Consider the following 22,425-nt stretch of genomic DNA (forward strand, 5'->3'; position numbering starts at 1 on the left):
CGGCCTCTTTTTATCGTTGCCCTCAGGTATGGCAGGCGGGCAGGGGCCTAGGCAAGCCCGTCCTGCATCGGCGGCCAGGGCCGGCCGCCATCCGCTTGGCACCAATCCTTGATCCAGCCGGGCAATTCGGGTGAGTTTTCAGCGTCCTGCCCCAATGCCGCCAGCACCTTGGCGGGCGGCACGATGCCCTTGCGGTCCGTGACTGCGGTGCGCAGCATCACATGACTGGCGCAGTCGCCGTTTTTCTTCCACATGGACTGTTCGACATAGATGAACTTGTCATCCCAGCCCGCCGCGCGGCTGCGCATCTCGAACCTTTCAAATCCGCGGATGCGGCGGCGGTAACGCACAGAGGATCCCGCAACCGTCAGCCCCCAGCGGTTTTTCTTCAGCGCGCCGATCAGCCCCGCCCGCTGCGCCAGCATGGTGCGGCCAAGGTCATACAACGTCATGGTGCGGCCGTTGTTCAGCTCCATCCACATATCCAGATCCCACGGCCAGCAGATGTGGTGCGAGACATGCAGCCCGGTGATCGGCAGCCGCGGCATCCGGCTGGCCAGAACGGTATCCTTGATCAGGCGGAATATTGGGTACATGCGCAAGGCCTCCTGTTTCGCTTGTGCCCGTGATGCCACCCGTTTACAGCGCGTCAACCGCAACCTCGCGGAAGCCTTGCGCATTTCGCCGCGCCTGCTTACCTGTGTGGCTGTTCGAAAAAGGGAATTACAGATGGTCTCGCTGTTCCAAATTCTGATGCTGATCCTGGACATTGTCTGGTTCTTCATCATTGCCCATGTGATCATGAGCTGGCTGATCAACTTCCAGGTACTGAACCTGCACCAGCAGCTGGTGGGCCAGATCTGGTACGGTCTGAACCGGGTGCTGGAACCGCTTTATGCCCCGGTGCGCCGCATCTTGCCCAATATGGGCGGCATTGATCTGGCGCCGCTGGCGGTTCTGGTCGCTGTCTATGCGCTGCGCATCATCCTGGTGAACAACGTCTCGGCGTTCTACTGATCTGGACATCTGCGGCCCGGCGGCTTTCGCCGGGCTTTTGCGCGGCAGCCCTTGCCGGCTGATACCTCCTGTGGGATTGTGCCTGCCAACAAGAGCAGACCACCACATTGAGGCCCATCGCCCCCATGACAGCCCCGGCATCCCCGGCAGAGTTAGCCGCGCCAGCCCTGACAGGCGCGTCCCCGATCCTGCGCGAGATCTTCGGCTTTGACGCCTTCCGTCCCGGCCAGGAGGAAATCGTTGACGCCGTGACCGCGGGCGAAAACGTGCTGGCAATCATGCCCACCGGCGGCGGCAAATCCCTGTGTTTCCAGCTGCCTGCCCTGTTGCGTGACGGGGTGACGGTGGTGATCTCGCCGCTGATTGCGCTGATGCGCGATCAGGTCCGCGCCCTGCAGGAGGCGGGCGTCACCGCCGGCGCGCTCACTTCCGGCAATACCGAAGAAGAGACCGAAGCGGTCTGGCAGGCGATCGAGGCCGGGCGGCTCAAGCTTCTTTATATGGCGCCGGAACGGCTTGCCTCGGGGGCTGCGATGGGCATGCTGCGCCGCATCGGTGTCAGCCTGATTGCGGTGGATGAGGCGCACTGCGTCAGCCAGTGGGGCCATGATTTCCGCCCCGACTATTTGCGCATAGGCGAATTGCGCCGCGCCCTGGATGTGCCGCTGGCCGCCTTCACCGCAACGGCGGATCAGGAAACCCAGGAAGAGATTGTCCAAAAACTGTTTGACGGCGAGGCCCCGCGCAGCTTCCTGCGCGGTTTTGACCGGCCAAACATCCATCTGGCCTTTGGCGCCAAGGACAGCCCGCGCCGCCAGATCCTGGAATTTGCCGCCGCCCGCAAGGGCCAGTCCGGCATCGTCTATTGCGGCACCCGCGCCAAGACCGAAGCCCTGTCTGCAGCCCTGCGCGAAGGTGGCCACTCCGCCTGTTTCTACCACGGCGGCATGGACGCCGAGGACCGCCGCGTTGTTGAGACCCGCTTTGCCCGCGAGGACGGCTTGATCGTGGTTGCCACAGTTGCGTTCGGTATGGGGATCGACAAACCGGACATCCGCTGGGTCGCCCATGCCGACCTGCCGAAAAGCATTGAGGCTTATTATCAGGAAATCGGCCGTGCGGGCCGGGACGGGGCGCCTGCGGAAACTCTCACCCTGTTCGGCCCCGACGACATCCGCCTGCGCCGCACGCAGGTGGACGAAGGATTGGCCCCGCCGGAACGCCGCGCCGCCGACCATGCCCGGTTGAATGCGTTGCTTGGTCTGGCCGAGGCGCTGCGCTGCCGCCGCCAGAAGCTTCTGGCCTACTTCGGCGAGGAGTCAAACCCCTGCGGCAATTGCGACCTCTGCGACACGCCCGCGGATGTGTTCGACGGCACCACTGTGGTGCGCAAGGCGCTGTCAGCGGTGCTCAGGACCGAGGAATGGTTCGGCTCGGGCCATCTGATCGACATCCTTTTGGGCGCTGACAACGAGCGGATCCGGGCCAAGCGCCATGACCAGCTGTCGGTCTATGGCTGCGGCAAGGAATTCGGCAAGCGCCAATGGCAGGCGGTGTTCCGGCAGATGATGGGCCACGACCTCTTGCGCCCCGATCCGGAACGCCACGGCGCGCTCCGCTTCACGGAAGCCGCCCTGCCGATCCTGCGCGGTGAACAGTCGATCGAGCTGCGCCGCGACACCATCAAAGCGGCTGAGCGCCGTCCCGCAGTGAAGGCACTGGTCGCTGAAGAAGACGCGCCGCTGCTGTCGGCTCTCAAGGCCAAGCGGCGTGCATTGGCGGAGGCGCAGAAAGTGCCGGCCTATGTGATCTTTCCCGACCGCACCCTCATTGAGATGGCCGAGACCCGCCCGGAAACGCTGGACCAGATGGCGCGTGTGAACGGTGTCGGCGCCAAGAAGCTGGAGCGCTACGGCGATGATTTCCTGAGCGTGATCACCGGCGCCGCCGAGCAGCTGCATCCCGCAAGGCGCAAGCTGGCCGGGAGCGGGTCCGGTTCGGTTTACGATTCGCTGCTGGAAGTGCAGGCACAGCTTGCCCGCGGGGACTGCGGCACCATGAAACCGCTCACCTGTTCTGCGTCGCTGCTTGCGAAAGTGGCGCAGATGCGCGCCGGTGATGAGGCGGGGATCACAAGACTGTTAGGGGAGCGCCGCGCCGAACGTTTCGCGGCGGCGTTTCTGGACGTCCTGCGCGGCGCGGGCTAGGGTCGCGCCAAGATCATCAAGGGGGCAGATATGCTGGTAGTGACCTCTCCGGCCAAGAAGCTGGACTGGGCGGAACGGGATCAGGAGATGACCTGGCCCGCGCTGCATGACGACGCGGTAGAGCTGGCAGAGGTGGCCCGCGGACAATCCGTGGCGGATCTGATGAAGCTGATGCATATCAGCGAAGATCTGGCCAAGCTGAATCACGCACGGTTTCAAGAGTTTACTGCGGATCCGGCAACTGCGGCCACCCGCCCGGCGGCGCTGGCGTTTGCCGGCGATACCTACCAGGGGCTGGAGGCGTCCTCGCTTGATGCTGATGAAATGGCCTGGGCGCAGAAGCATTTCCGCATTCTGTCAGGTCTTTATGGCCTGCTGCGTCCCTTGGACGCGATGCAGCCCTACCGGCTGGAAATGGGATCGCGTCTGAAAAATGCGCGCGGCAAAAACCTCTATGAATTCTGGGGCAGCCAGGTTTCCGCGGCACTGAATGCGCAGGCGGACGCGGTAAATGCCAGCGTGCTGGTCAACTGTGCCAGCCAGGAGTATTTCGGCGCAGTGGATGTAGCAGCGCTGAAACTGCGGGTCGTCACTCCGGTGTTCATGGAAGAAAAGAACGGCACCCCTAAGGTGGTGAGTTTCTATGCGAAACGCGCTCGCGGTGCGATGGCGCGGTTCATTATCCAGAACCGGCTGACAGATGCGGAGAGCCTCAAAGAATTTGATGCTGGCGGCTACGTGTATCAGCCGGCAATGTCGGCCCCCGATAAACCTGTCTTTTTGCGCAGCGCCTGAGGCAGGAGAAAGGCTCCCGCCCGCTCCGGCACATTCAAAGAATGCACCTTCACTGTTGGGCGTGGCAGCGCGCTCTGCGCGCTGCCACGCCCAAGACCGCACAAGGACGGTGCCGGCGCAGCCGGTGCGCCTGCGGGCGCGGGAGAGCTTCGCCGTTGTTAAATTTGGGCCGGGTGACGGAAAGGGCGTACGCTGCAAACGAGTGGGGCAAGACCCGGAAAAGCCGGATCCTGGCGGCGTCCGGCAACCGGGACCCAGCACAGCATTGTGCCAAGAGCAGAAGCCCTAGCGCACCCTGAGAACAGTTTGTTTCAAAGACTGACCGCCATGGCGTGGCGGCGGCGGGAGAGACCTGTCAGCTCAGAGTGCTTGGGCGGCAGCTGGGGCAGGCGGGCCGTCCTGATCCAAGGCCTGTGTCCCGTCCGGCGCACAGGCGCGGATCTTTTCGTGGATCAGCGCCTTGCGCAACGGCTTGGTCAGGTAATGGTCCAGGCCGGCCGCAAGGATACCATCGGAATCGCCTGCCATCGCATGTGCGGTCAAGGCCACAATCGGGGTATGGCCGCCGGTGTCCGCCTCGATACTGCGGATCCTGGCGGTGGCTTCCTTGCCGTCCATCATTGGCATCGATATATCCATGAAAATCAGATCCGGGCGGAACGCCTGGAAGGCCTCGACAGCCTCCAGCCCGTTGCTGGCAAACTTCAGCTCTATGTTCAGCTCTTTCACCATTTTGCTGAACACCAGCTGATTGGTCTTGTTGTCCTCTGCTGCCAGCACCCGCATCCGGCGGATTTCCGGGTCCGGCGGCGGGCCGGCGGATGGTTCGGTCTGCTGTGCCTCAAGACCTGCTTGCGGTGCCATCGGCCTGTCTGCCGTCACCGGGCCTTGCAGCGGAGCCGCGCAGCCGGGGCCGGCAGCACTGGCCGCCAGCTTGGCCAGCTGGTTGAAAAAATCGTCCCGCGGTGCAGGGGTTTGCAGCACCCCGTCCGCCAGATGGCGGATTTCCGGATCATTGGCGCCATGGGGACCGGAATTCAGCATCAGCACCGGCACCCCGCGCCAGGAACCGGATTTCAGATCCTTCGCCAGCTGCACGCCGTCCAGCCCAGGCAGGTTATGGCCGCTGATGACCAGGTCAATACCGCCTTGCATCGCGGCAAGCGCGCCATGCGCGGTTTCTGCAGTGGTGACCTGAATGCCCAGCATCAGCAGGTGCTTTTGCAGGATCTCGCTGTTGAGCGGCGCGTCATCCACCAGCAGCACATGGCGCAGCGAGCTGGGCAGCTTCGGCACAGGCTGCTCTGCTGATCCTTCAAGGGGCAGCGGCAAGCGGAAGCCGAAACAGGAGCCTTTGCCTTCCTCACTGTCGACCCAGATCTCGCCGCCCATCAATTCGATAAGCCGCTTGGAGATCGCCAGCCCCAGCCCGGTGCCTTCAAACTTGCGGTTGCGCTCATCTTCGACCTGGTTGAATTCGCCGAAAATATGCTCAATCTTCTCTTCCGGGATGCCGATGCCGGTGTCCTCGATCGAAATATGCACCGCGCATTGTTTGTCATCAGGCGAGGAGACACCGGTCACCCGCAGGGTCACATGGCCTTCTTTGGTGAACTTCACCGCATTGCCGGCCAGATTGGTCAGCACCTGCCGGATCCGGCCTGGATCGCCGGTAAAGCGGGTCGGCAGGAACAGGTCGTAATCGACCAGCAGCGTCAGCCCCTTGTCCCGCGCGGTGGGTTGCAGCAGCATCACCACTTCGTGCAGGCTGCGTTCCAGGTCAAAGGGTTCGGGATGCAGCTCCAGCTTGTCGGCTTCGATCTTGGAATAGTCGAGCACGTCATTGATGATGACCAGCAGCGCTTCGCCCGAGTTTTTGATGGTATTGGCATAAAGCCGCTGTTCCTCGTCCAGCGCGGTATCGCTCAGCAGCTCTGCCATGCCCACCACCCCGTTCATCGGGGTGCGGATCTCATGGCTCATATTGGCAAGGAAGGCGGATTTTGCCCGGTTTGCCGCTTCGGCGCGGGCGCGGGCGCCGCGCAGGTCCTTTTCATACTGCACGGTCGAAGTGATATCGAGCGCCAGCGTCACCACATCGCCGCCGTGGCCGCGCTGATCGATCAGCCGCAAATACCGTTCATCCCACAGCTGGATCACCACCGGATCGGGCGAAGGCGACAGCCAGCGTTCACTCATCATTTCGCGCCAGGCATCGGTGCCCAGCTCGCCGGTATTGATCAGCCCTTCGTCGGTCAGAAGCTGCAGGATCCGCGCATAGGAGATACCGGGCGAGACCTCTTCCAGCCCGTCGAAGATATTGAGGTAGGCGGTGTTCGCCCCGATCAGACTGCCATCAGCATCAAAAAAGGCGAAACCGTCCTGAAATGCCTGGATCGAATGCCACAGCCGCCGCTCGGCAGTCTCAACCTTTTCATGCGCGGTATCGAGGTCGGATTTCACCTTGGCGTTTTCGTCTCGCACAGTGGCCACTTCAGCCTGGGTCTGGCCGATCCGTTTGGTCAGCGCCAGCGCATGGCGGCCCAGCTTGCGGTTGGCAGCAGACAGCTCCGCCTGCTTCAGCTCAAGCAGCCGTTCCGCGGCCAGCCGGGCGCGTCTTTCTTCCGCTAATTTGCTGGCAAGGGTCATCCCTGCGCACTCCGGCAATACATTAACACGAACAGCGCGCGGCAATTCCGCACGCAAGAGACAGCAGGGCTGCCCTTACGTGTTACGCGGGTGAATCTTGCTATGACGTTAAGCCCGTGCCAGCCTGCGCCAAGTATTGGAGGGTGCCATGCCGCGTCTGTTTGCTTCAGTTCTAATGTATGCCATTGTTTTTATTTCTTTTGTTGCGTTTCTGCCCGCTGCCTGGGCCGGGCCGGAGGTTCCCGGTTTCCGGTACAAGGCTTTTGCCAACACCGATTTTTTCGGCTCGGACCTGCAGCCGCTGTTCGATACGGATGTCGAGTCCTGCGCGCGGGCGTGTACTGCCCAGACGGATTGCGCCGGTTTTGTGTTCAACCAAAAGGCAAATGCCTGCTTTCCAAAATCCGCCCTGACTCAGCCCAGTTCCTATGAGGGCGCCTTTTCGGCACTGAAACAGCCGGCACCCGGCGGGCTTCAGGCAGAGGCCGCTGTGCGGGCAGGCCGGCTGGACGCAATCCCGGAGCTGGAATTGCCGCGCGCGGCCGGGTTTGCCCAGTCGCTGGGCCTGGCCTATCCGCTGGCAACAGATGACGCCGCCAAGGCGGTTTCGGCGGCCCGCTCGCTGTTCCGTGCCGCAGAGCCGCTCGCGGCATTGCGATGGATGGGGCAGGCCGTGGTGCTGACTGACTCTGCCCAGGATTGGACCCGTTTCTCGGCCTATCTGCTGCGGGCTGCCAAAGACTCCGGCAACCGTTCCCAGCAGCGCCGTTTCCGGCAGGAGGCTTATTCTGCGGCCCTCAATGGCTACTTGCGGGCTGCGGCACCGGCAGATCAGGCACAGGCCCTGCGTCAGGCCGCCGAAGCGGTGGAGGCGCTTGGCCGCGGCCGCGAGATGCTGCCGCTGCTGCGCCTGGCTGACAACATCATTCCGCTTAAGGCGAATGCCGAGATGATTCACTATGCGATCCGGAAATACGGTTTTCGCGTGACTGGCTCCACGGTTGAAAGCGACAGCGCAGCCCCCCGTATCTGCGCTGAGTTCTCCGAAGATCTGGAACAGGCCGGAACCGATTACGAAAACTATGTGCGCTTGGCCGGCAGCAGTCTGGCAGTCACCGCATCCGGCCGGCAGCTGTGTTTTGACGGGGTGGAGCACGGCAAGCGCTACCAGCTGACCCTGCGCCGCGGGTTGCCGGCGGCCAGCGGCGAGCAGCTTTATAAGGATGTGGAGCTGACCCATTACGTGCGCGACCGCGCGCCCAAGGTCCGCTTCCCGGGCCGCGCCTATGTGCTGCCCGCGGGCGCTGCTGCGGCGCTGCCGGTGGAAACCGTGAACCTGACGGAACTGGACCTGCGCTTGCGCCGGGTCAGCAGCCGCAACGTGCTGCGCACCCTGCAGGAGGGGTACTTTGCCAAACCGCTTTCCCAGTGGGAGGATAAGCATTTCGCCTCCGATATCGCCGAGGAGATCTGGCAGGGCAGTGCCGAAGTGGGCACTGCGCTCAATCAGGCGATGACCAGCCGCCTGCCGCTGGAAGATGCCCTGACTGGGCAAAAGACACCGGGTCTGTACGCCCTCACCGCACGGGTGCCGGGTGCCGACCCTTATGACGACGCCGGTGCCACGCAATGGTTTGTGCTGACCACCCTGGGTCTCAGCACCATGTCGGGCAGCGATGGCCTGCATGTGCAGGTGCAGGGACTGGCGGACGCCAAACCGCAGGCCGGTGCCGAGGTCAGTTTGATCTCCAGTGCCAATGAGGTTTTGGCAACTGAAACAAGCGACGCCAGCGGCTATGTCCGTTTCAGGCCCGGCCTGACGCGCGGTTCCGGCGGCGCGTCACCGGCGCTGATCACTGCCCGGGCGGGGGAGGGAGATTTCACCTTCCTGCCCTCAACGATGCCGCTTTTGATCTGTCAGACCGCGGCGTGGCCGGCCGGCCCGCACCGGGGCCGGTGGATGTTTTCCTCGCCACCACCCGCGGCGCCTACCGTGCAGGTGAAACCGTGCATGTGACCGCATTGGCGCGTGACGGCAAGGCGCAGGCGATCGACGGCCTGCCGCTCACCGCGATCCTGCTGCGCCCTGACGGGGTGGAATACACCCGCCAGACCTCAGCCGCAGGCCATCAGGGCGGCCATGTCTTTGCCCTGCCTACCGGCCCCGCCGCCCCGCGCGGCACCTGGCGGATTGAAATCAAAAGCGACCTCAAGTCCCCCGCGCTCGCCAGCCGCCAGATCCTGGTCGAGGATTTCCTGCCCGAGCGTATCGACTTTGAGCAAGAGGTCGCCAATGCAAACACACTCCAGCCCGGCAGTGCAGCGCAGATTGCACTGCAAGCAGACTACCTGTTCGGCGCGCCGGGTGCCGGGCTGAAGGTGGAAGGAGACATCCGCCTCACTGCCGCTAATTCCCTGGATCAATGGCCGGGTTTCCGTTTTGGCCGCTATGATACGGTCTCCTCTGCCCAGACCGGATTTTTCGGCGGCCAGGAAACCGGCGCTGATGGCAGCGCGGCCTTCGCTGTAAACCTGCCCGCCGCCGCCCCGGCAGAGGGCAAGCCGCTTCTGGCCACTCTCACCACCCGTGTTGCTGATGGCGCTGCGCGTCCGGTCGAACGCTCACTGGAAATCCCTGTCCGCCCTGCAGGCCCCGTCCTCGGCATTAAACCGCAGTTTGACGAGGTTGCGGCAGAAGGCTCCGAGGCAGGCTTTGAACTCATCGCCCTGTCGCCGGACCTGTCGCCGGTGCCGATGCGTGTCAAATGGACCCTGAACCGGGTCGAGACCCGCTATCAATGGTATCAGCTTTACGGCAACTGGAACTGGGAGCCTATAACGCGCCGCACCCGTATCGCGACGGGCGAGGCGCAGCTGGGCAGCGATCCACTGCCGCTGTCTCAGCCAGTCGGCTGGGGCCGTTATGAGCTGGTGGTGGAGCGTCTGGATGGCGCCTATGCCTCTGCCGCTTATGACTTCTACGCCGGCTGGTACGCTCCCGAAGGCAGCACCGGGACGCCCGCCCGGCTGGAGCTGTCGCTGGACCGCGAAAACTATGCACCCGGCGACACCGCCCGGCTGCGCATCGTGCCGCAGGCCGCGGGCACCGCGCTGGTCTCGGTGGTATCGAACCACCTGATCCACCGCATGGCTGTCGAAGTTCCCGCCGGCGAAACCGTGATCCCGCTAGAGGTGACACAGGACTGGGGCAGCGGCGCCTATGTGACCGCCACCATAATCCAGCCTGTTGCAGGCGACCGGGGCCGCACCCCGCTGCGCGCCCTAGGGTTGGCGCATGCTAGCATCACCCAGCCCGGCCAACAGCTGGAGGTGACGATTGACGTCCCCGGCGTGGCCGGCCCGCGCGGCACGCAAGTGGCGGAACTCCGCGTGGAGGGCGCGGCAGAGGGCGATGAAGTCTGGCTCACCGTCGCCGCCGTGGACCTTGGCATCCTCAATCTCACCGGCTTCACCAGCCCCGATCCCAGCGCGCATTATTATGGCCAGCGCCGGCTGGGGATGGAGCTGCGCGACATCTATGGCCGCCTCATCGACCCCGGCAACGGCGCTTTGGGCCGCATCCGCTCCGGCGGTGATGCTGACAGCGGCCTCAAGATGCAATCGCCGCCGCCCACGCAGGACCTGGTGGCGCTGTTCTCCGGCCCGCTGAAAGTGGACGCCAATGGCAGAGCGGAGTTCCCGATGACCCTGCCCGCCTTCAACGGCACTGTGCGGCTGATGGCTGTCGCCTGGTCCGGCCGGGCTGTCGGTCAGGCCGAGGCCGACATGCTGGTGCGCGATCCCGTGGTGGTCACCGCCGCGCTGCCGCGCTTCCTGGCGCCCGGCGACGAAAGCCGCGCAAGGATCGAGATCGTCCATGCCGACGGCCCCGCCGGAGACATGGCGCTGACCGCCAGCACCGCAGGCGGTCTGACGCTGGGCAGCCTGCCCGCCTCCGTCACCCTGGCGGAACAGGGCAAGACAGTGCTGGAACTGCCGGTGACGGCAGAAACCGTTGGTGACCACGAACTCACCCTTACCCTCACCACGCCGGACGGGCAGGTGCTGCGTCAAAATTTGCGTCTGCCGGTTCGCGCCAATGATCCGGTGGTTTCTGAAACCCGCCGCTTCACGCTCGCAGGCGGTAACACTTTCCTGTTCAGTAAAGATGTTTTCACCGGCCTGCGCCCCGGCACCGCCCGCGCCGCCATCTCCTCTGGCCCGCTGGCCAAATTCGACGTTCCGGGTCTGCTGGCAGAGCTGGACCAGTACCCCTATGGCTGCACCGAACAGGTGACTTCCAAGGCGCTGCCGCTGCTCTACCTCAGCAGCGTCGCGCAGGGAGCGGGTCTGGGCGACGGCCCGGCGGTGGATGCGCGCATTAACGCCGCCATCCGCAAGGTGCTGACCCGCCAGGCCTCCAGCGGCGCCTTTGGCCTCTGGCGCGCCGACAGCGGTGAGTTCTGGCTGGACGCCTATGCCAGCGACTTCCTCAGCCGCGCCCGCGCGCAAGGCTACACCGTGCCGCAACAGGCCTTTGCCCAGGCGATGGACAACCTGCGCAACCGCATCAACTATGCCCCCGACTTCGATACCGGCGGCGAGGAGATTGCCTATGCCCTCCATGTTCTGGCGCGCGAGGGTGCGGCCCGGATGGGCGACCTGCGCTATTACGCCGATGTGAAGGGTGAGGCCTTCGCCACCCCGCTTGCTGCCGCCCAATTGGGCGCGGCCCTTGCAGCCTATGGCGATCAGCGCCGTGCGGACCGGATGTTCAGCCGCGCCGCGCAGATGATCGGGTCCGATGGGCAAAAGGACAGCCGCCTCTGGCGCGCCGACTTTGGCACCGCCTTGCGCGATACTGCTGGCGTTCTGGCCCTTGCCGCCGAGGCCGGGTCCGAGGCTGTGGACCGCGTCAGCCTGTCGTCGCGGCTTGCCGACGCCAGCGGCCATCGCTCCACGCAAGAGTCCGCCTGGACCCTGATGGCCGCCCACGCGCTGACCCGGACCCCGAGGATTCCGGCCTTCTGGTCAACGGTCAGCCTGTTCAGGGGCCATTTGTGCAGGCTGCAGACGGGCACAACACACCGGAGCTGGCGCTGACTGCCGCCAGCGGGCGGTCTGCGGAGATCACCCTCAGCACGCTTGGCGTGCCACTGGTCCCGCCGGCCGCGGGCGGCTTCGGCTACACCATCGAACGCAGCTACTACACGCTGGATGGCCAGCCGCTGGACGTGCAGTCTGTCACTACAGGCGCGCGTTTTGTCTCTGTCCTGCGGGTGAAACCGCATGAGAAGACCGGTGCGAGGCTGATGATCAACGATCCGCTGCCTGCCGGGTTCGAGATCGATAACCCGAACCTCTTGCGCTCCGGCGACCTGCGCGATCTGGACTGGCTGAACCCGGCCGGGGCCGAACACACCGAATTCCGCAGCGACCGTTTTCTGGCTGCTGTGAATATGCGCGATGCCGCGCCGGTGACACTGGCCTATATCGCCCGCGCGGTGACGCCCGGCACCTTCCACCACCCGGCAGCCTCGGTCGAAGACATGTACCGCCCCGCCTACCGCGCGAGGACCGGCACGGGGCGCGTGGTCGTGAAGTGAAACGCCGGCTGAACAGCTCAGAGGGCAGCGTCCGTCCGCGGGTGGCCGGGCAGCGCCCGCCCGGGGGGCGGACGGGCGCTGCCCGGCCTATCGGCCAAGCAGAAGGTGGAAATGGTACACCGCTACTTTAGCGGTCCTGCTTGCGGCTGCTTTCACGGCTTGGCGCAGCTTCGATGCTTGGATCGACGCCACAGATCTCCCCCTCACCCTCGCCGAAACCTCCACTGAAGTACTCGGCCGCAACGGCAAGCTTTTGCGCGCCTACCCGGTCGGCACAGGCCTCTGGCGTCTCGCTGTCCAGCCCGAGGACGTCGACCCGCGCTTCCTCGACATGCTGCTGCGCTACGAGGACAAGCGCTTCCGCTCCCACGCCGGTGTCGACCCCATTGCCCTGCTGCGCGCCGCAGGTCAGGCGCTTTGGAATGGCCGCGCGGTCTCCGGCGGCTCTACCCTGACCATGCAGGTGGCGCGCCTGCTGGAGGACGGCACCACCGGCCGCTGGGCCGGCAAGCTGCGCCAGATGCGGGTGGCGCTGGCGCTGGAACGCCGCCTCAGCAAGGACGGGATCCTCACCCTCTACCTGACGCACGCCCCCTATGGCGGCGCGGCAGAGGGCATCCGCGCGGCGGCCTACAGCTGGTTCGGCAAAGAACCGCGCCGCCTCACCCCGGCAGAAGCGGCGCTGCTGGTCGCCCTGCCGCAATCCCCTGAACGCCGCCGCCCGGACCGTTTCCCAGAGGCCGCCAGCGAGGCCCGCGACCGCGTGCTCGCCCGGATGCAGCGCCAGGGCCTCCTGAGCGAAGAACAGGCCGAGGCAGCCCGCCGCACTCCGTTGCCGCACCAAATGGCGGCCTTCCCGCGGCTGGCACCGCATTTGGCGGACCGGGTGAAGGCACAGCACCCTGGCAAGCGGCAGATCAGGCTGACCATCGACAGCGTGGTGCAATCCCGGATGCAACAGTTGCTGGCAGAGGCGGCCCGCAGCGCCACCCCGTCTCTCTCCGCTGCCCTGATCGCCGCGGACCACCAGACCGGCGAAGTGCTGGTGCTGGTTGGTTCTCCCGGCTATTCCGATGCGCAAAGGCGCGGCTTTGTCGATATGACACAGGCGATCCGCTCCCCCGGTTCGACCCTGAAACCGCTGATCTACGGTCTCGCTTTCGATCAGGGGCTGGCCCACCCGGAAACCCTGATCCACGACGGTCCCGTCAACTTCGCAGGCTACGCGCCGCAGAATTTCGATGGTGAGTTCCGCGGCGACATAAGGCTGCGCAAAGCGCTGCAGCTATCGCTCAACATCCCAGTGGTGAAGCTGACGCAGGAGCTGGGACCGGCGCGTGTGCTGGCGTCCTTGCGCGCTGGCGGTGCCAAGCCGGAGCTGCCCGGCGGCGCCCCCGGCCTGGCGCTGTCGCTGGGCGGGCTGGGCATCAGCCTGCAAGACATGGTGCAGCTTTACGCCGGGCTGGCGGCAAGCGGGCAGGGGCCGGCCTTGCGCATGTTGCAGGGCGAAGCGCCCGCGCCCGCAGGCCGCCTGACCTCGCCCGAGGCCGCCTGGCAAGTCGCAGACATCCTGCGCGGGCTGCCGGTGCCTGCGGGCGCGCGCAGCGGCACCATCGCCTATAAGACCGGCACCTCCTATGGCCACCGCGATGCCTGGGCGATCGGCTGGGACGGACGGCACGTGATCGGCGTCTGGATGGGCCGCGCCGACGGCACGCCTGTCCCCGGTATCTTTGGCGGCGACCTTGCAGCACCGGTGCTGTTTGAAGCATTTGGCCGCCTGAAACCGGCCCTCGACCCGCTGCCGCCGCCGCCCCCCGCCACGCTGATCGTCAGCTCGGCCGAATTGCCGCAGCCCCTGCAGCGCTTCCGCCCCCGCGATGCCGCCTTCTCGGAACCCGCGGATGCGCCGGAACTGATCTTCCCGCCCGAAGGCGCCCGGCTGATGCTGGAAGGCGCGGACCTGACACTGAAACTCCGCGGCGGCACCGCGCCGTTTCTGGTGATGGCAAACGGCCTGCCGGTGCTGACGGGACAGCGCCGGCGAGAGTTCTCCCTGCCCAGCCCCGGCCCTGGTTTTTCTTCGCTGGTGATTGTCGATGGTGAAGGCCGGTCTGACCGGGTCGACCTGCGGATTGACTAATGCGGGTGGCGTCAATCGACGCGGGGCACTGCCGGGCAGAGGTGTTTCGCTTCGGGCTGCGCCCGAAGCGACCCGCGCCGCGCCTTTGGCGCGGCGCTTGGCCCAACTTTCGCGGGATTCCGGCAGGAAACCTGCGATGGGCGGGAGGACCCCGCCCGTTGTGACACCGGTTGAAGCCGCTTACCGCCGCCCTTCCCGCAGCCAGCCCGCGACGATAAAGAACGACGCCATAACCAGCGCTAGCCAGCCCGGCAGCAGCGGTCCTTGGCTGACTGACAGCGTTTCATAAGCCGCGCGCGGCGTAAGTCCGATCCAGCCGCGTCCCGCCGCCGGGCGCCCGGCCCGCATGTTGCGCAAGGACGGCATACCGTCCTCCAGCCGCAGCACACCGCCGCGCAAAGGTTCCAGAACCGGCGCCAGCACTTCGCCGGTGGCAATGGTTTCCTCGAATTCTTTCGGTGCCGCAGGCCCCAGCCCGGCCACTGCCGTCTCGCCGCCTTCTTCCAGCCGGTACAGCCCCGCTTCCGGACCGTCATAACGGGCCTCCCACTGTCCCGGTGCAGTCTGGCGCAGCGCCAGCTCCACGGTGGAGCCATCCGGGTTGGTCACCGTCACCGGCCCGGTCTGACCGGCAAGTGTGCGGCGCAGGATACGCATCCGCTGGCCCGAAGCTTCGGCCCACAGCGCCTCTTCCTCCAGTTCCGGTTCCTTCATCATCCAATGGGCGAGACGGCGCAGCAGTTCCAGCTGCGGCCCGCCGCCCTCATAGCCGCGGCTCCACAACCAGGCATGGTCTGATGCCAGCAGCGCCACCCGCCCCTCGCCCACCCGGTTCAGCACCAGAAGCGGGCGTTCGCCCGCGCCGTTCATCAGCACATGTCCCTCGGGACGGCGCAGCTCAACCTGGCGCAGCCAGCGGCCCCAATCCGCAGCTCCCTCCAGCCCCGAGGTCACCGGATGCTGCTTGCCCAGATCGGTCACCTCCGGGCGGTAGGCCTCTTGCAGCACCCGCGCCGAGGGTTCGGCGGGAAGGATCAGTGACAAAGGTGAGCGGTAGATGCTGTCGGCGCTGGCAAAATCCGGCCCGGCGGCCACCAGCACCGCGCCGCCGCCCATCGCGTAATTGGCCACATTGTCCAGATAGACCGCAGGCAGGATGCCGCGCCGCTTGTAGCGGTCAAAGATGATCAGGTCGAAATCGTCGATTTTCTCCAGAAACAGCTCGCGCGTCGGGAAGGCGATCAGCGACAGCTCCTCCACCGGCACGCCATCCTGTTTTTCCGGCGGGCGCAGGATGGTGAAATGCACCAGATCCACGGCGCTGTCGGACTTCAACAGATTGCGCCAGGTGCGCCCGCCCGCGTGCGGCTCGCCCGAGACCAGCAGCACCCTCAGCCGGTCGCGGACCCCGTTGATCTGCACCAAGGCCTGGTTGTTGCGCGCCGTCAGCTCGCCCGGCTCTTCCGGCACGCTGAACCGGATTACATTGCGACCGCCGTGCTGCAGTACCATCGGCAGCTCGAAATCGACGCCGATTGGCAGGGTGAAACGCTGCGGCGCGTCGCCGCCGACTGAAATGTTCAGATCCGCAAAGCCGCCCTGAACCGGCACCGCGCCCTGATCCTCGATCCGCAGCGTCAGCTTCACCGGCTCCCCGATGATGGCAAAACCGGGGGCGTTCTTCACGATCAGGCGGCGGTCCCAATCGTCTTTGCGGCCGGTCAGCAGCAAATGCATCGGCGCAGGCAGGTTCAGCACCTGATCCGCGTCATGAACCTGGCCGTCGGACAGGGCAATGATCACCGCCACCCGCGCCCGCGGCTCATCCGCCAGCGCCTGCGCGATGGCCGCTATCAGACGGGTGCCCGCGTCGCCTTCGCCGTCCGGAACGGTGATCCAGCGCACCTCGGTGCCTGCCCGCGCGGCCAATGCTGCCTTCAGCTGAGTCCGTGCCCGCGCCATCTGTTCCGGGCGGCCGCGCAGCTGCTGGCTGGCAGTCTGGTCCTCGGCCACAATCACGATGTCGCTTAAGGGGGCGCGGTCCTCGCTTTGATGCACCGGACCTGCCAGCGCGGCCAGCAACACAAGCGCCGCCAGCGCCCGCAGCGCCCAGCCTGACAGTCCCCTCCACAGGCCCAGCACCAGCGCCGCCAGTGTTATGGCACCCGCGGCCCAGATCACCGGCCATGGCACCAGCGGGTCAAACAGGATCGTCTGTGTCATCGGGTTCCCCTATTGCCCCAGCCGGTCCAGCAGTGCGGGCACATGCACCTGGTCGGATTTGTAATTCCCGGTCAGCACATGCATCACCAGGTTGACGCCGAACCGGAACGCCAGTTCGCGCTGCCGCTCGCCGGCATAGCCGCGCCCGACCGGCAGCAAGGGCCGCCCGTTACCGTCCACGGCCCAGGCCGCCGCCCAGTCATTGCCGCCGATCACCACCGGCGTCACCCCGTCGTTGAGGTTGCGGAACGGGATGCCCTCGGCCTGTTCCGCATCCGGCGGTGCGGCCTCGACCCAGACCGGGCCGCGGCTGTGGCGGCCAGGAAAGGCCTGCAGCAAATAAAAGGCCCGGGTCAGCACATGATCTTCCGGCAGCACTTCCAGCGGCGGCACGTCCAGCGGCAGCGCAATCTGCTGCAGCCGCCGCGCCGCCGGGCTGGTGGTGCCGGAGACCGCCAGATCCGCATCCCGGGTGTCGAACAGGATCATGCCGCCCGCCCGCAGATATGCGTTCAGCTTGCCGTAAGCCTGGGATGAGGGCAGCCGCTGATCCCGCGTGACCGGCCAGTACAGAAGCGGATAAAACGCCAGCTCATCGCGCTCCAGATCGACACCCGCCGGGGCGGCAGGCTCGACCGAAGTGCGGAAGAACAGCGTCTCGGACAGTCCGCGCAGGCCGGCCGCTGCGATGCGGTCCACCTCCCGGTCGCCGGTCAGCACATGTGCCAGCACCAGTTCCGAGGCCAGCTCCGCCGCTCTGAAATCTTCAGGCGCCGCTGCGTTCTGCGCCTGCAGCTCCTGCGGCGCGGCCCATGCCGCCAGCCCAAGCGCAGCTGCCAGAGCCGCAGTCCGGGCACCGCCCAGCAGGCCGGAAAGGACCAGCGTACCCAGTGCATCCAGTGCCAAGAGCCCCAGCGCCAGCGTCAGCAGCACGCCGCCCAGCGGCAGCTCCTGAGGCGCGTCATAGCTGCTGACCGCAACCGAGGCAGGCCAGCGCGCGGCCTGCAACTCATCGCCCGGGCGCAGCACATTGCGGGCCAGCATCCGGCGCCCGCCATCATAGACACCGGGGCGAAGCTCCGGCCCGGCGGGTGCCGCCACCAGATCCGGGCCTTTAACGCCGGGCAGCGTTTCCGCCGCCGCCAGCCGGCCAAAGCCGTCCAGCACTTCAACCGGGGTCCAGGTGGTGCCCTCCAGGTCCGCAGCCGTAGGTGCGGCGGCAGAGGAAGACACCGCCAACCGCTCCAGCATCGACACAAACAGGCCGGACAGCGGCAGGCTGCTCCACTCCGCATTGGCGGTCACGTGAAACAGCACCACCTGGCCCTGGCCCAGCGTCTTGCGGGTGACCAGCGGCGTGCCGTCGCCCAGTTCGGCAATCACCCGGTCCGCCAGCTGCGGATCGGGCTGTGCCACCACCTGCGAGCTGATCGAGACCTCGCCCGGCACCTCCAGCCCGTAGAAGGGCGAGGTCTCGGCAAAGGGGGCCAGTGTCTTCGGTTCGCCCCAGCTCATCGCGCCGCCAATGCTGCGGCCGCCAATGCGCAACCGCACCGGCATCAAGGGTTCCTCGCCGCTGCGCGCTGTGTCGCTGGCGGCCAGCCTTGGCCCGGCAAAGCGCAACAGCAGACCGCCGTTTTCCACCCATGTGATCACCGCCTCTTCCTGTGCGGGCGCCAGCCGCGCCACATCCGCCAGCACGATCACATCCGGGTTCGCAGGCAGCAGATCCGCCAGCGCACCCTCCAGCAGCTCGGCAGAGGGCTCCAGCGCCTGGCGCAGGTAATGCAGCGGCGACAGCAGCGCCAGCGCTTCATCGGCGCTTTCAGAGGAGACCAGCGCCACCTCTCGCCGCCGCAAGCTGTCATCGGTCAGCGCCACTGCGCCTGCGGATTTCACATCACGGATTTCGAACCGCGACAGCCGCGCGCGCAGCTCGGCCGGCAGCGACAGCTCAGCCGTGGCGCTGCGGGCGCCATCCGCAAACCGCAGCGGCAGCACCGCCAGGCTGCGCGCGGTGCCGCCGGGGTCTTTGCCCTGCGCGACCACCGAAACCTCCTGTGCAGGCCCGGCGCGGTTGCGCTGCACCGTCAGTTCGATTGCCCCGCCGGAATAGCTGGCGGGCTGCAGCCCCAGTACCGGCAGCGGCTGCTCAAAAACTTCGATATCACCACGGCGGCCCAGGGCTTCGATCACTCCGCCGCGGTCCGGATACGCCAGCCCGTCGCTGAACCAGACGGTGTCAAATCCGCCCTCTGCCGCGGCAATCGCGGCCACGGTCTGCTGCAGCTGATCCGGTCCCGGCTGCCAGGGCAGGGGCGCCAGCCCGGCCAATTGCCGCTGCCAGTCGCTGGCAGCGCGGAACTGCAAGGGTTCCGGTGCGCTCAGCCGCAGGACGGCCACCGGGCGTCCGGCGCGGCCCGCCTCCTCCAGCTGCGCCGCGGCCTGGGCGCTGGTCTGTTTCCAGCCCGCAGCACCGCCCCAGCTGGCATCCATTACGATCAGCAGCGGCCCGCGGCCGCCTGCCTTTTCGGTTGCGGGATTGAGTACCGGCCCCGCCAGCCCGATGATCGCCGCCGCCACCGCCAGTATCCGCAGCAGCAGCAGCCACCAAGGGGTGCGGTCCGACAGGCTCTCGTCGTCCTTAAGGCCCAGCAGCAGCGTCACCGCCGGAAACGGCTGGCGCTTGGGGGCGGGCGGTATCGCACGCAACAGCAGCCACAGCACCGGCAAAGCCAAGAGCCCCAGCAAAAGCCAGGGCGCCGTAAAACCGATGCCTGCAATCATTGTCATGGCGCGGTCCGCTCCAATGCGTGGTATAGCCACATAAGCGCATTTTGCGCCGTATCGCCCGTGTGATGCTGGCCAAAGCGCCAGCCGGCCTCGCGGCACAGGCGTTCCAGCACGCTGCGGCGCTCGGCCAGCCGGTCCAGATAGCGCTCCTGCAGCGCCGAGGCCTTCAATGTTTCATGTGTGACACCGCCCTTGATGCTTTCAAACACCGTGCGCCCGGAGAACGGAAAGGCCTCCTCTGCCGGGTCCAGCACCTGCAACAGCACCCCGCGCACGCCGCGTGCCGCAGCCTTGGACAGCGCCTGCTCCATCGGTTCGGACGGTCCCAGGAAATCCGAAATGAACAGGGCGCGGGCATGCGGGATCAGGGCGCGGTCGTTCGGCGGCGCGTAATCCTGTTCCGCGTCGTCCGAGAGCGCCTCGGCCAGCCGCAGGATCTGCACATTGCCGCGCCGGGGCGGCAGGCCGCCGCCGGTCAGGCCAACCCGCTCGCCGCCCTGCACCATCAGCACCGAGGCTGCCAGCGCCAGCAACCGGGCGCGGTCTGCCTTTTGCGGCAGCTTCGGAGACGAGGCAAACCGCATTGAGGCGCCAGTGTCCACCCACAGATGCACCGTCTGGGAAATCTGCCACTCCCGCTCGCGCACAAACTGAATGTCGCCGCGGGCCGAACGCCGGTGGTCGATCATCCGGCGGCTGTCGCCCGCTTGCGCCGGCCGGTACTGCCAGAAATCATCCCCCGTGCCCGCGCGGCGGCGGCCATGTTCGCCCATCAGGACAGACCCGGCCAAATGCCGCGCCTGCACTAGCAAGGGCGGCAGGGCACTGGCCGCGGCCTCGGCCCGGTGCCGCAGTCCTGCTGCTGCACCAGAGGCCGGTACGGAGGCGGTTTCTCTGGTCACGCGGCGGCCCCGGTCCGGGCCAGATCAGCGGCGGTTTCCGCAATCAGGGCAGCCAGGCTGTCACCGCGCGCCCGCGCGGCAAAGTTCAGCTGCATCCGGTGGCTCAGCACCGGCTGCGCCATGTCCAGCACGTCCTCGGCATTGGGCGCCAGCCGCCCCTGCAGCAGCGCCCGTGCCCGGACTGCCAGCATCAGCGCCTGCGCCGCCCGCGGACCCGGCCCCCAGGCCACGGTCTGCGCCACATGGCCGGACACGCCGGGTTCTTCGGGGCGGAAGGCGCGCACCAGATCCAGGATCATCTCGACCACCGATTCCCCCACCGGCATCCGCCGCAACAGGGTCTGCGCGCCGATCAGCTCCGCTGCCGTAAATACCTGATAAGCCTCCGCTTCCTCTGCCCCCGTGGTAGCCAGCAGAATATCCCGCTCAGTCGCACGGTCCGGGTAATTCACGTCGATCTGCAACAGAAACCGGTCCAGCTGCGCCTCGGGCAGCGGATAGGTGCCCTCCTGCTCAATCGGGTTCTGGGTCGCCAGCACATGGAACGGCGCACCCAAGGGCCGGTCCTCGCCTGCCACCGTCACCATCCGCTCCTGCATCGCCTGCAGCAGCGCCGACTGGGTGCGGGGGCTGGCGCGGTTGATCTCATCCGCCATCAACAGCTGGCAGAACACCGGCCCCGGCACAAACCGGAACGAGCGGTGGCCGTCCTCCGCCGTGTCCAGCACCTCAGACCCCAGAATGTCCGCGGGCATCAGGTCCGGGGTGAACTGGATCCGGCTGCCATCCAGCCCCATTACCGTGCTGAGCGTCTCCACCAGCCGGGTTTTTCCAAGGCCCGGCAGGCCGATCAGCAGCCCGTGACCGCCGCACAAGAGCACCGACAGGGTAAGGTCCACCACCCGTTCCTGCCCGATAAAGCGCTTGGTGATCGACGCGCGCGCCTGTTGCAGCTTGGCTTCCAGCGCTTCGATACCGGCCAGCAGATCGTCCGTTTCAGGCATGACATTCCTCGTTTCCCGGATATATGCTGTTACTCTATCGTGCTGACTGGAAATGGCAAAAGCAATGAGCGGACAAAAAGCTGTGACACCCGATGCCGAAGGCCTTGCCGCGGCGGCCAAAGCGGCCGGCAAGAAGGCCGGGAAGCGCGGGGGGCTGCCGCCGGTCCACCTGTGGAACCCGCCGTTCAGCGGCGATCTGGACATTCGCATCGCCCGTGACGGCAGCTGGCATTACCTCGGCACGCCGTTCACCCGGTTTGAACTGGTCAAGCTGTTCGCCTCCATCCTCAAACTGGAGGATGGCAAATACTACCTTGTTACCCCAGTGGAAAAGGTTGGAATCACCGTCGAGGACGCACCATTCGTGGCGGTGGATTTCGATGTTGAAGGCGCGGGGCGTGATCAGGTGATCACCTTCACCACCAATATCGGCGACACTGCCGCGGCGGGGGCGGAGAACCCGGTCCGGGCCGAACGGGATGGCGAAACCGGCGAGCCGTCTCCGTACGTTATGATTCGGGCCGGGCTGGAGGCGCTGATCGACCGCAAAAGCTTCTACCGGCTGGCAGAGCTGGGAGAGCACCACGACGGCTGGTTCGGCGTCTGGTCCGGCGGGGAGTTTTTCCCGCTGATCCCTTCGGTGGAGCTGGAAGCGGACTGACCGCTAACCGGCGGGGGCTTCCTCCAGCAGTTCGGTTTCGACAAAGGCGCAGGCAAAGTCATTGCCGTTGATCACGTCATGCTCCACCCCGGCCTTGCGGAAATATGGAACCCCACGCTGCATCACCGTCTCTGTGCGCGTCCCGTCGGGATGGGCGATTTCCAGCACGCCGTCAAACAACGGCACCACAACATAGTCGAACCCGTGCCGGTGCCAGCCGGTGTTGTCGCCGCGTTTGGCAAAGCTCCATTCGGTCACGCGGACACGGTCGTTGTCAATTCTGACCGCCGGCTTGGCGGTTCCCATTGCATCACACATGGCTGTCTCCTCTGATACGTCAGCCTAGGCGTGTATCAATCCGCGCAGTTATGCCCACCTGCCGTCGCCTATGATGCCAGTTGCCACCCGGCGCGGCGGCAGAAACT

At 66.1% G+C, this 22,425-nt stretch carries 12 protein-coding genes and 1 pseudogene; 6 read left to right on the forward strand and 7 right to left on the reverse strand.

Going from position 1 to position 22,425, the window contains the following annotated elements:
* Positions 1-47: 47 nt before the first annotated feature.
* Positions 48-596, reverse strand: a complete 549-nt coding sequence (locus ETW23_RS21375; protein WP_134831189.1) for an acyl-CoA thioesterase — start codon at positions 594-596, stop codon at positions 48-50.
* Between the two features lie 133 nt (positions 597-729).
* Here ETW23_RS21375 and ETW23_RS21380 point away from each other — a divergent pair, with 133 nt between their 5' ends.
* The 3 genes from ETW23_RS21380 to yaaA all read left to right on the forward strand — a co-directional run bounded on the left by ETW23_RS21380 (position 730) and on the right by yaaA (position 4,019).
* Positions 730-1,017: a YggT family protein gene (locus ETW23_RS21380; RefSeq protein WP_129372391.1), complete on the forward strand. Its 288-nt coding sequence runs from the start codon at positions 730-732 to the stop codon at positions 1,015-1,017.
* 125 nt (positions 1,018-1,142) lie between these two features.
* The gene (gene recQ, locus ETW23_RS21385) at positions 1,143-3,224 is read left to right on the forward strand and encodes a DNA helicase RecQ (RefSeq protein ID WP_205879924.1); all 2,082 of its coding nucleotides are present in this window, start codon (positions 1,143-1,145) and stop codon (positions 3,222-3,224) included.
* A gap of 30 nt (positions 3,225-3,254) precedes the next feature.
* Positions 3,255-4,019 carry a peroxide stress protein YaaA gene (yaaA, locus tag ETW23_RS21390; protein WP_134831191.1) on the forward strand — a complete coding sequence of 255 codons (765 nt, stop codon included), beginning with the start codon at positions 3,255-3,257 and terminating at the stop codon, positions 4,017-4,019.
* Between the two features lie 360 nt (positions 4,020-4,379).
* On the opposite strand, the gene ETW23_RS21395 is transcribed toward yaaA, so the two are convergent.
* On the reverse strand, positions 4,380-6,668 hold the full coding sequence (locus ETW23_RS21395) for a response regulator (RefSeq protein WP_134831192.1): 2,289 nt from the start codon (positions 6,666-6,668) through the stop codon (positions 4,380-4,382).
* Positions 6,669-6,816: 148 nt separating this feature from the next.
* Here ETW23_RS21395 and ETW23_RS21400 point away from each other — a divergent pair.
* Positions 6,817-12,274: pseudogene (locus tag ETW23_RS21400) on the forward strand (alpha-2-macroglobulin family protein).
* Between the two features lie 136 nt (positions 12,275-12,410).
* Entirely contained in the window at positions 12,411-14,417 is a 2,007-nt protein-coding gene (pbpC, locus tag ETW23_RS21405; RefSeq protein WP_134831193.1) for a penicillin-binding protein 1C, read from the forward strand.
* Between the two features lie 180 nt (positions 14,418-14,597).
* Here the strand turns inward: pbpC and ETW23_RS21410 are convergent, their stop codons facing one another.
* Genes ETW23_RS21410 through ETW23_RS21425 form a run of 4 tightly spaced genes read right to left on the reverse strand, consistent with a single transcriptional unit; the run spans position 14,598 to position 21,339 of the window.
* A complete protein-coding gene (locus ETW23_RS21410) occupies positions 14,598-16,640 on the reverse strand; it encodes a hypothetical protein (protein ID WP_134831194.1) in 2,043 nt (680 codons plus the stop codon).
* 9 nt (positions 16,641-16,649) lie between these two features.
* Positions 16,650-19,433, reverse strand: coding sequence for a DUF4159 domain-containing protein (locus ETW23_RS21415; RefSeq protein ID WP_134831195.1), 2,784 nt, complete (start codon positions 19,431-19,433; stop codon positions 16,650-16,652).
* Positions 19,430-20,335 carry a DUF58 domain-containing protein gene (locus ETW23_RS21420; protein ID WP_134831196.1) on the reverse strand — a complete coding sequence of 302 codons (906 nt, stop codon included), beginning with the start codon at positions 20,333-20,335 and terminating at the stop codon, positions 19,430-19,432. Before ETW23_RS21420 ends, ETW23_RS21415 begins: the two co-directional genes overlap by 4 nt.
* Positions 20,332-21,339, reverse strand: a complete 1,008-nt coding sequence (locus ETW23_RS21425) for a MoxR family ATPase (RefSeq protein WP_129372383.1) — start codon at positions 21,337-21,339, stop codon at positions 20,332-20,334. Before ETW23_RS21425 ends, ETW23_RS21420 begins: the two co-directional genes overlap by 4 nt.
* Before the next feature lie 64 nt (positions 21,340-21,403).
* Here ETW23_RS21425 and ETW23_RS21430 point away from each other — a divergent pair, with 64 nt between their 5' ends.
* Complete coding sequence (locus ETW23_RS21430) at positions 21,404-22,000, forward strand: DUF1285 domain-containing protein (RefSeq protein ID WP_134831197.1); 597 nt, start codon at positions 21,404-21,406, stop codon at positions 21,998-22,000.
* Positions 22,001-22,003: 3 nt separating this feature from the next.
* On the opposite strand, the gene ETW23_RS21435 is transcribed toward ETW23_RS21430, so the two are convergent.
* A complete protein-coding gene (locus tag ETW23_RS21435) occupies positions 22,004-22,318 on the reverse strand; it encodes a cupin domain-containing protein (RefSeq protein ID WP_134831198.1) in 315 nt (104 codons plus the stop codon).
* Between the last annotated feature and the right edge of the window lie 107 nt (positions 22,319-22,425).

Origin of the sequence: Leisingera sp. NJS201 (assembly GCF_004535885.1) — a bacterium.
Taxonomy (GTDB): domain Bacteria; phylum Pseudomonadota; class Alphaproteobacteria; order Rhodobacterales; family Rhodobacteraceae; genus Leisingera.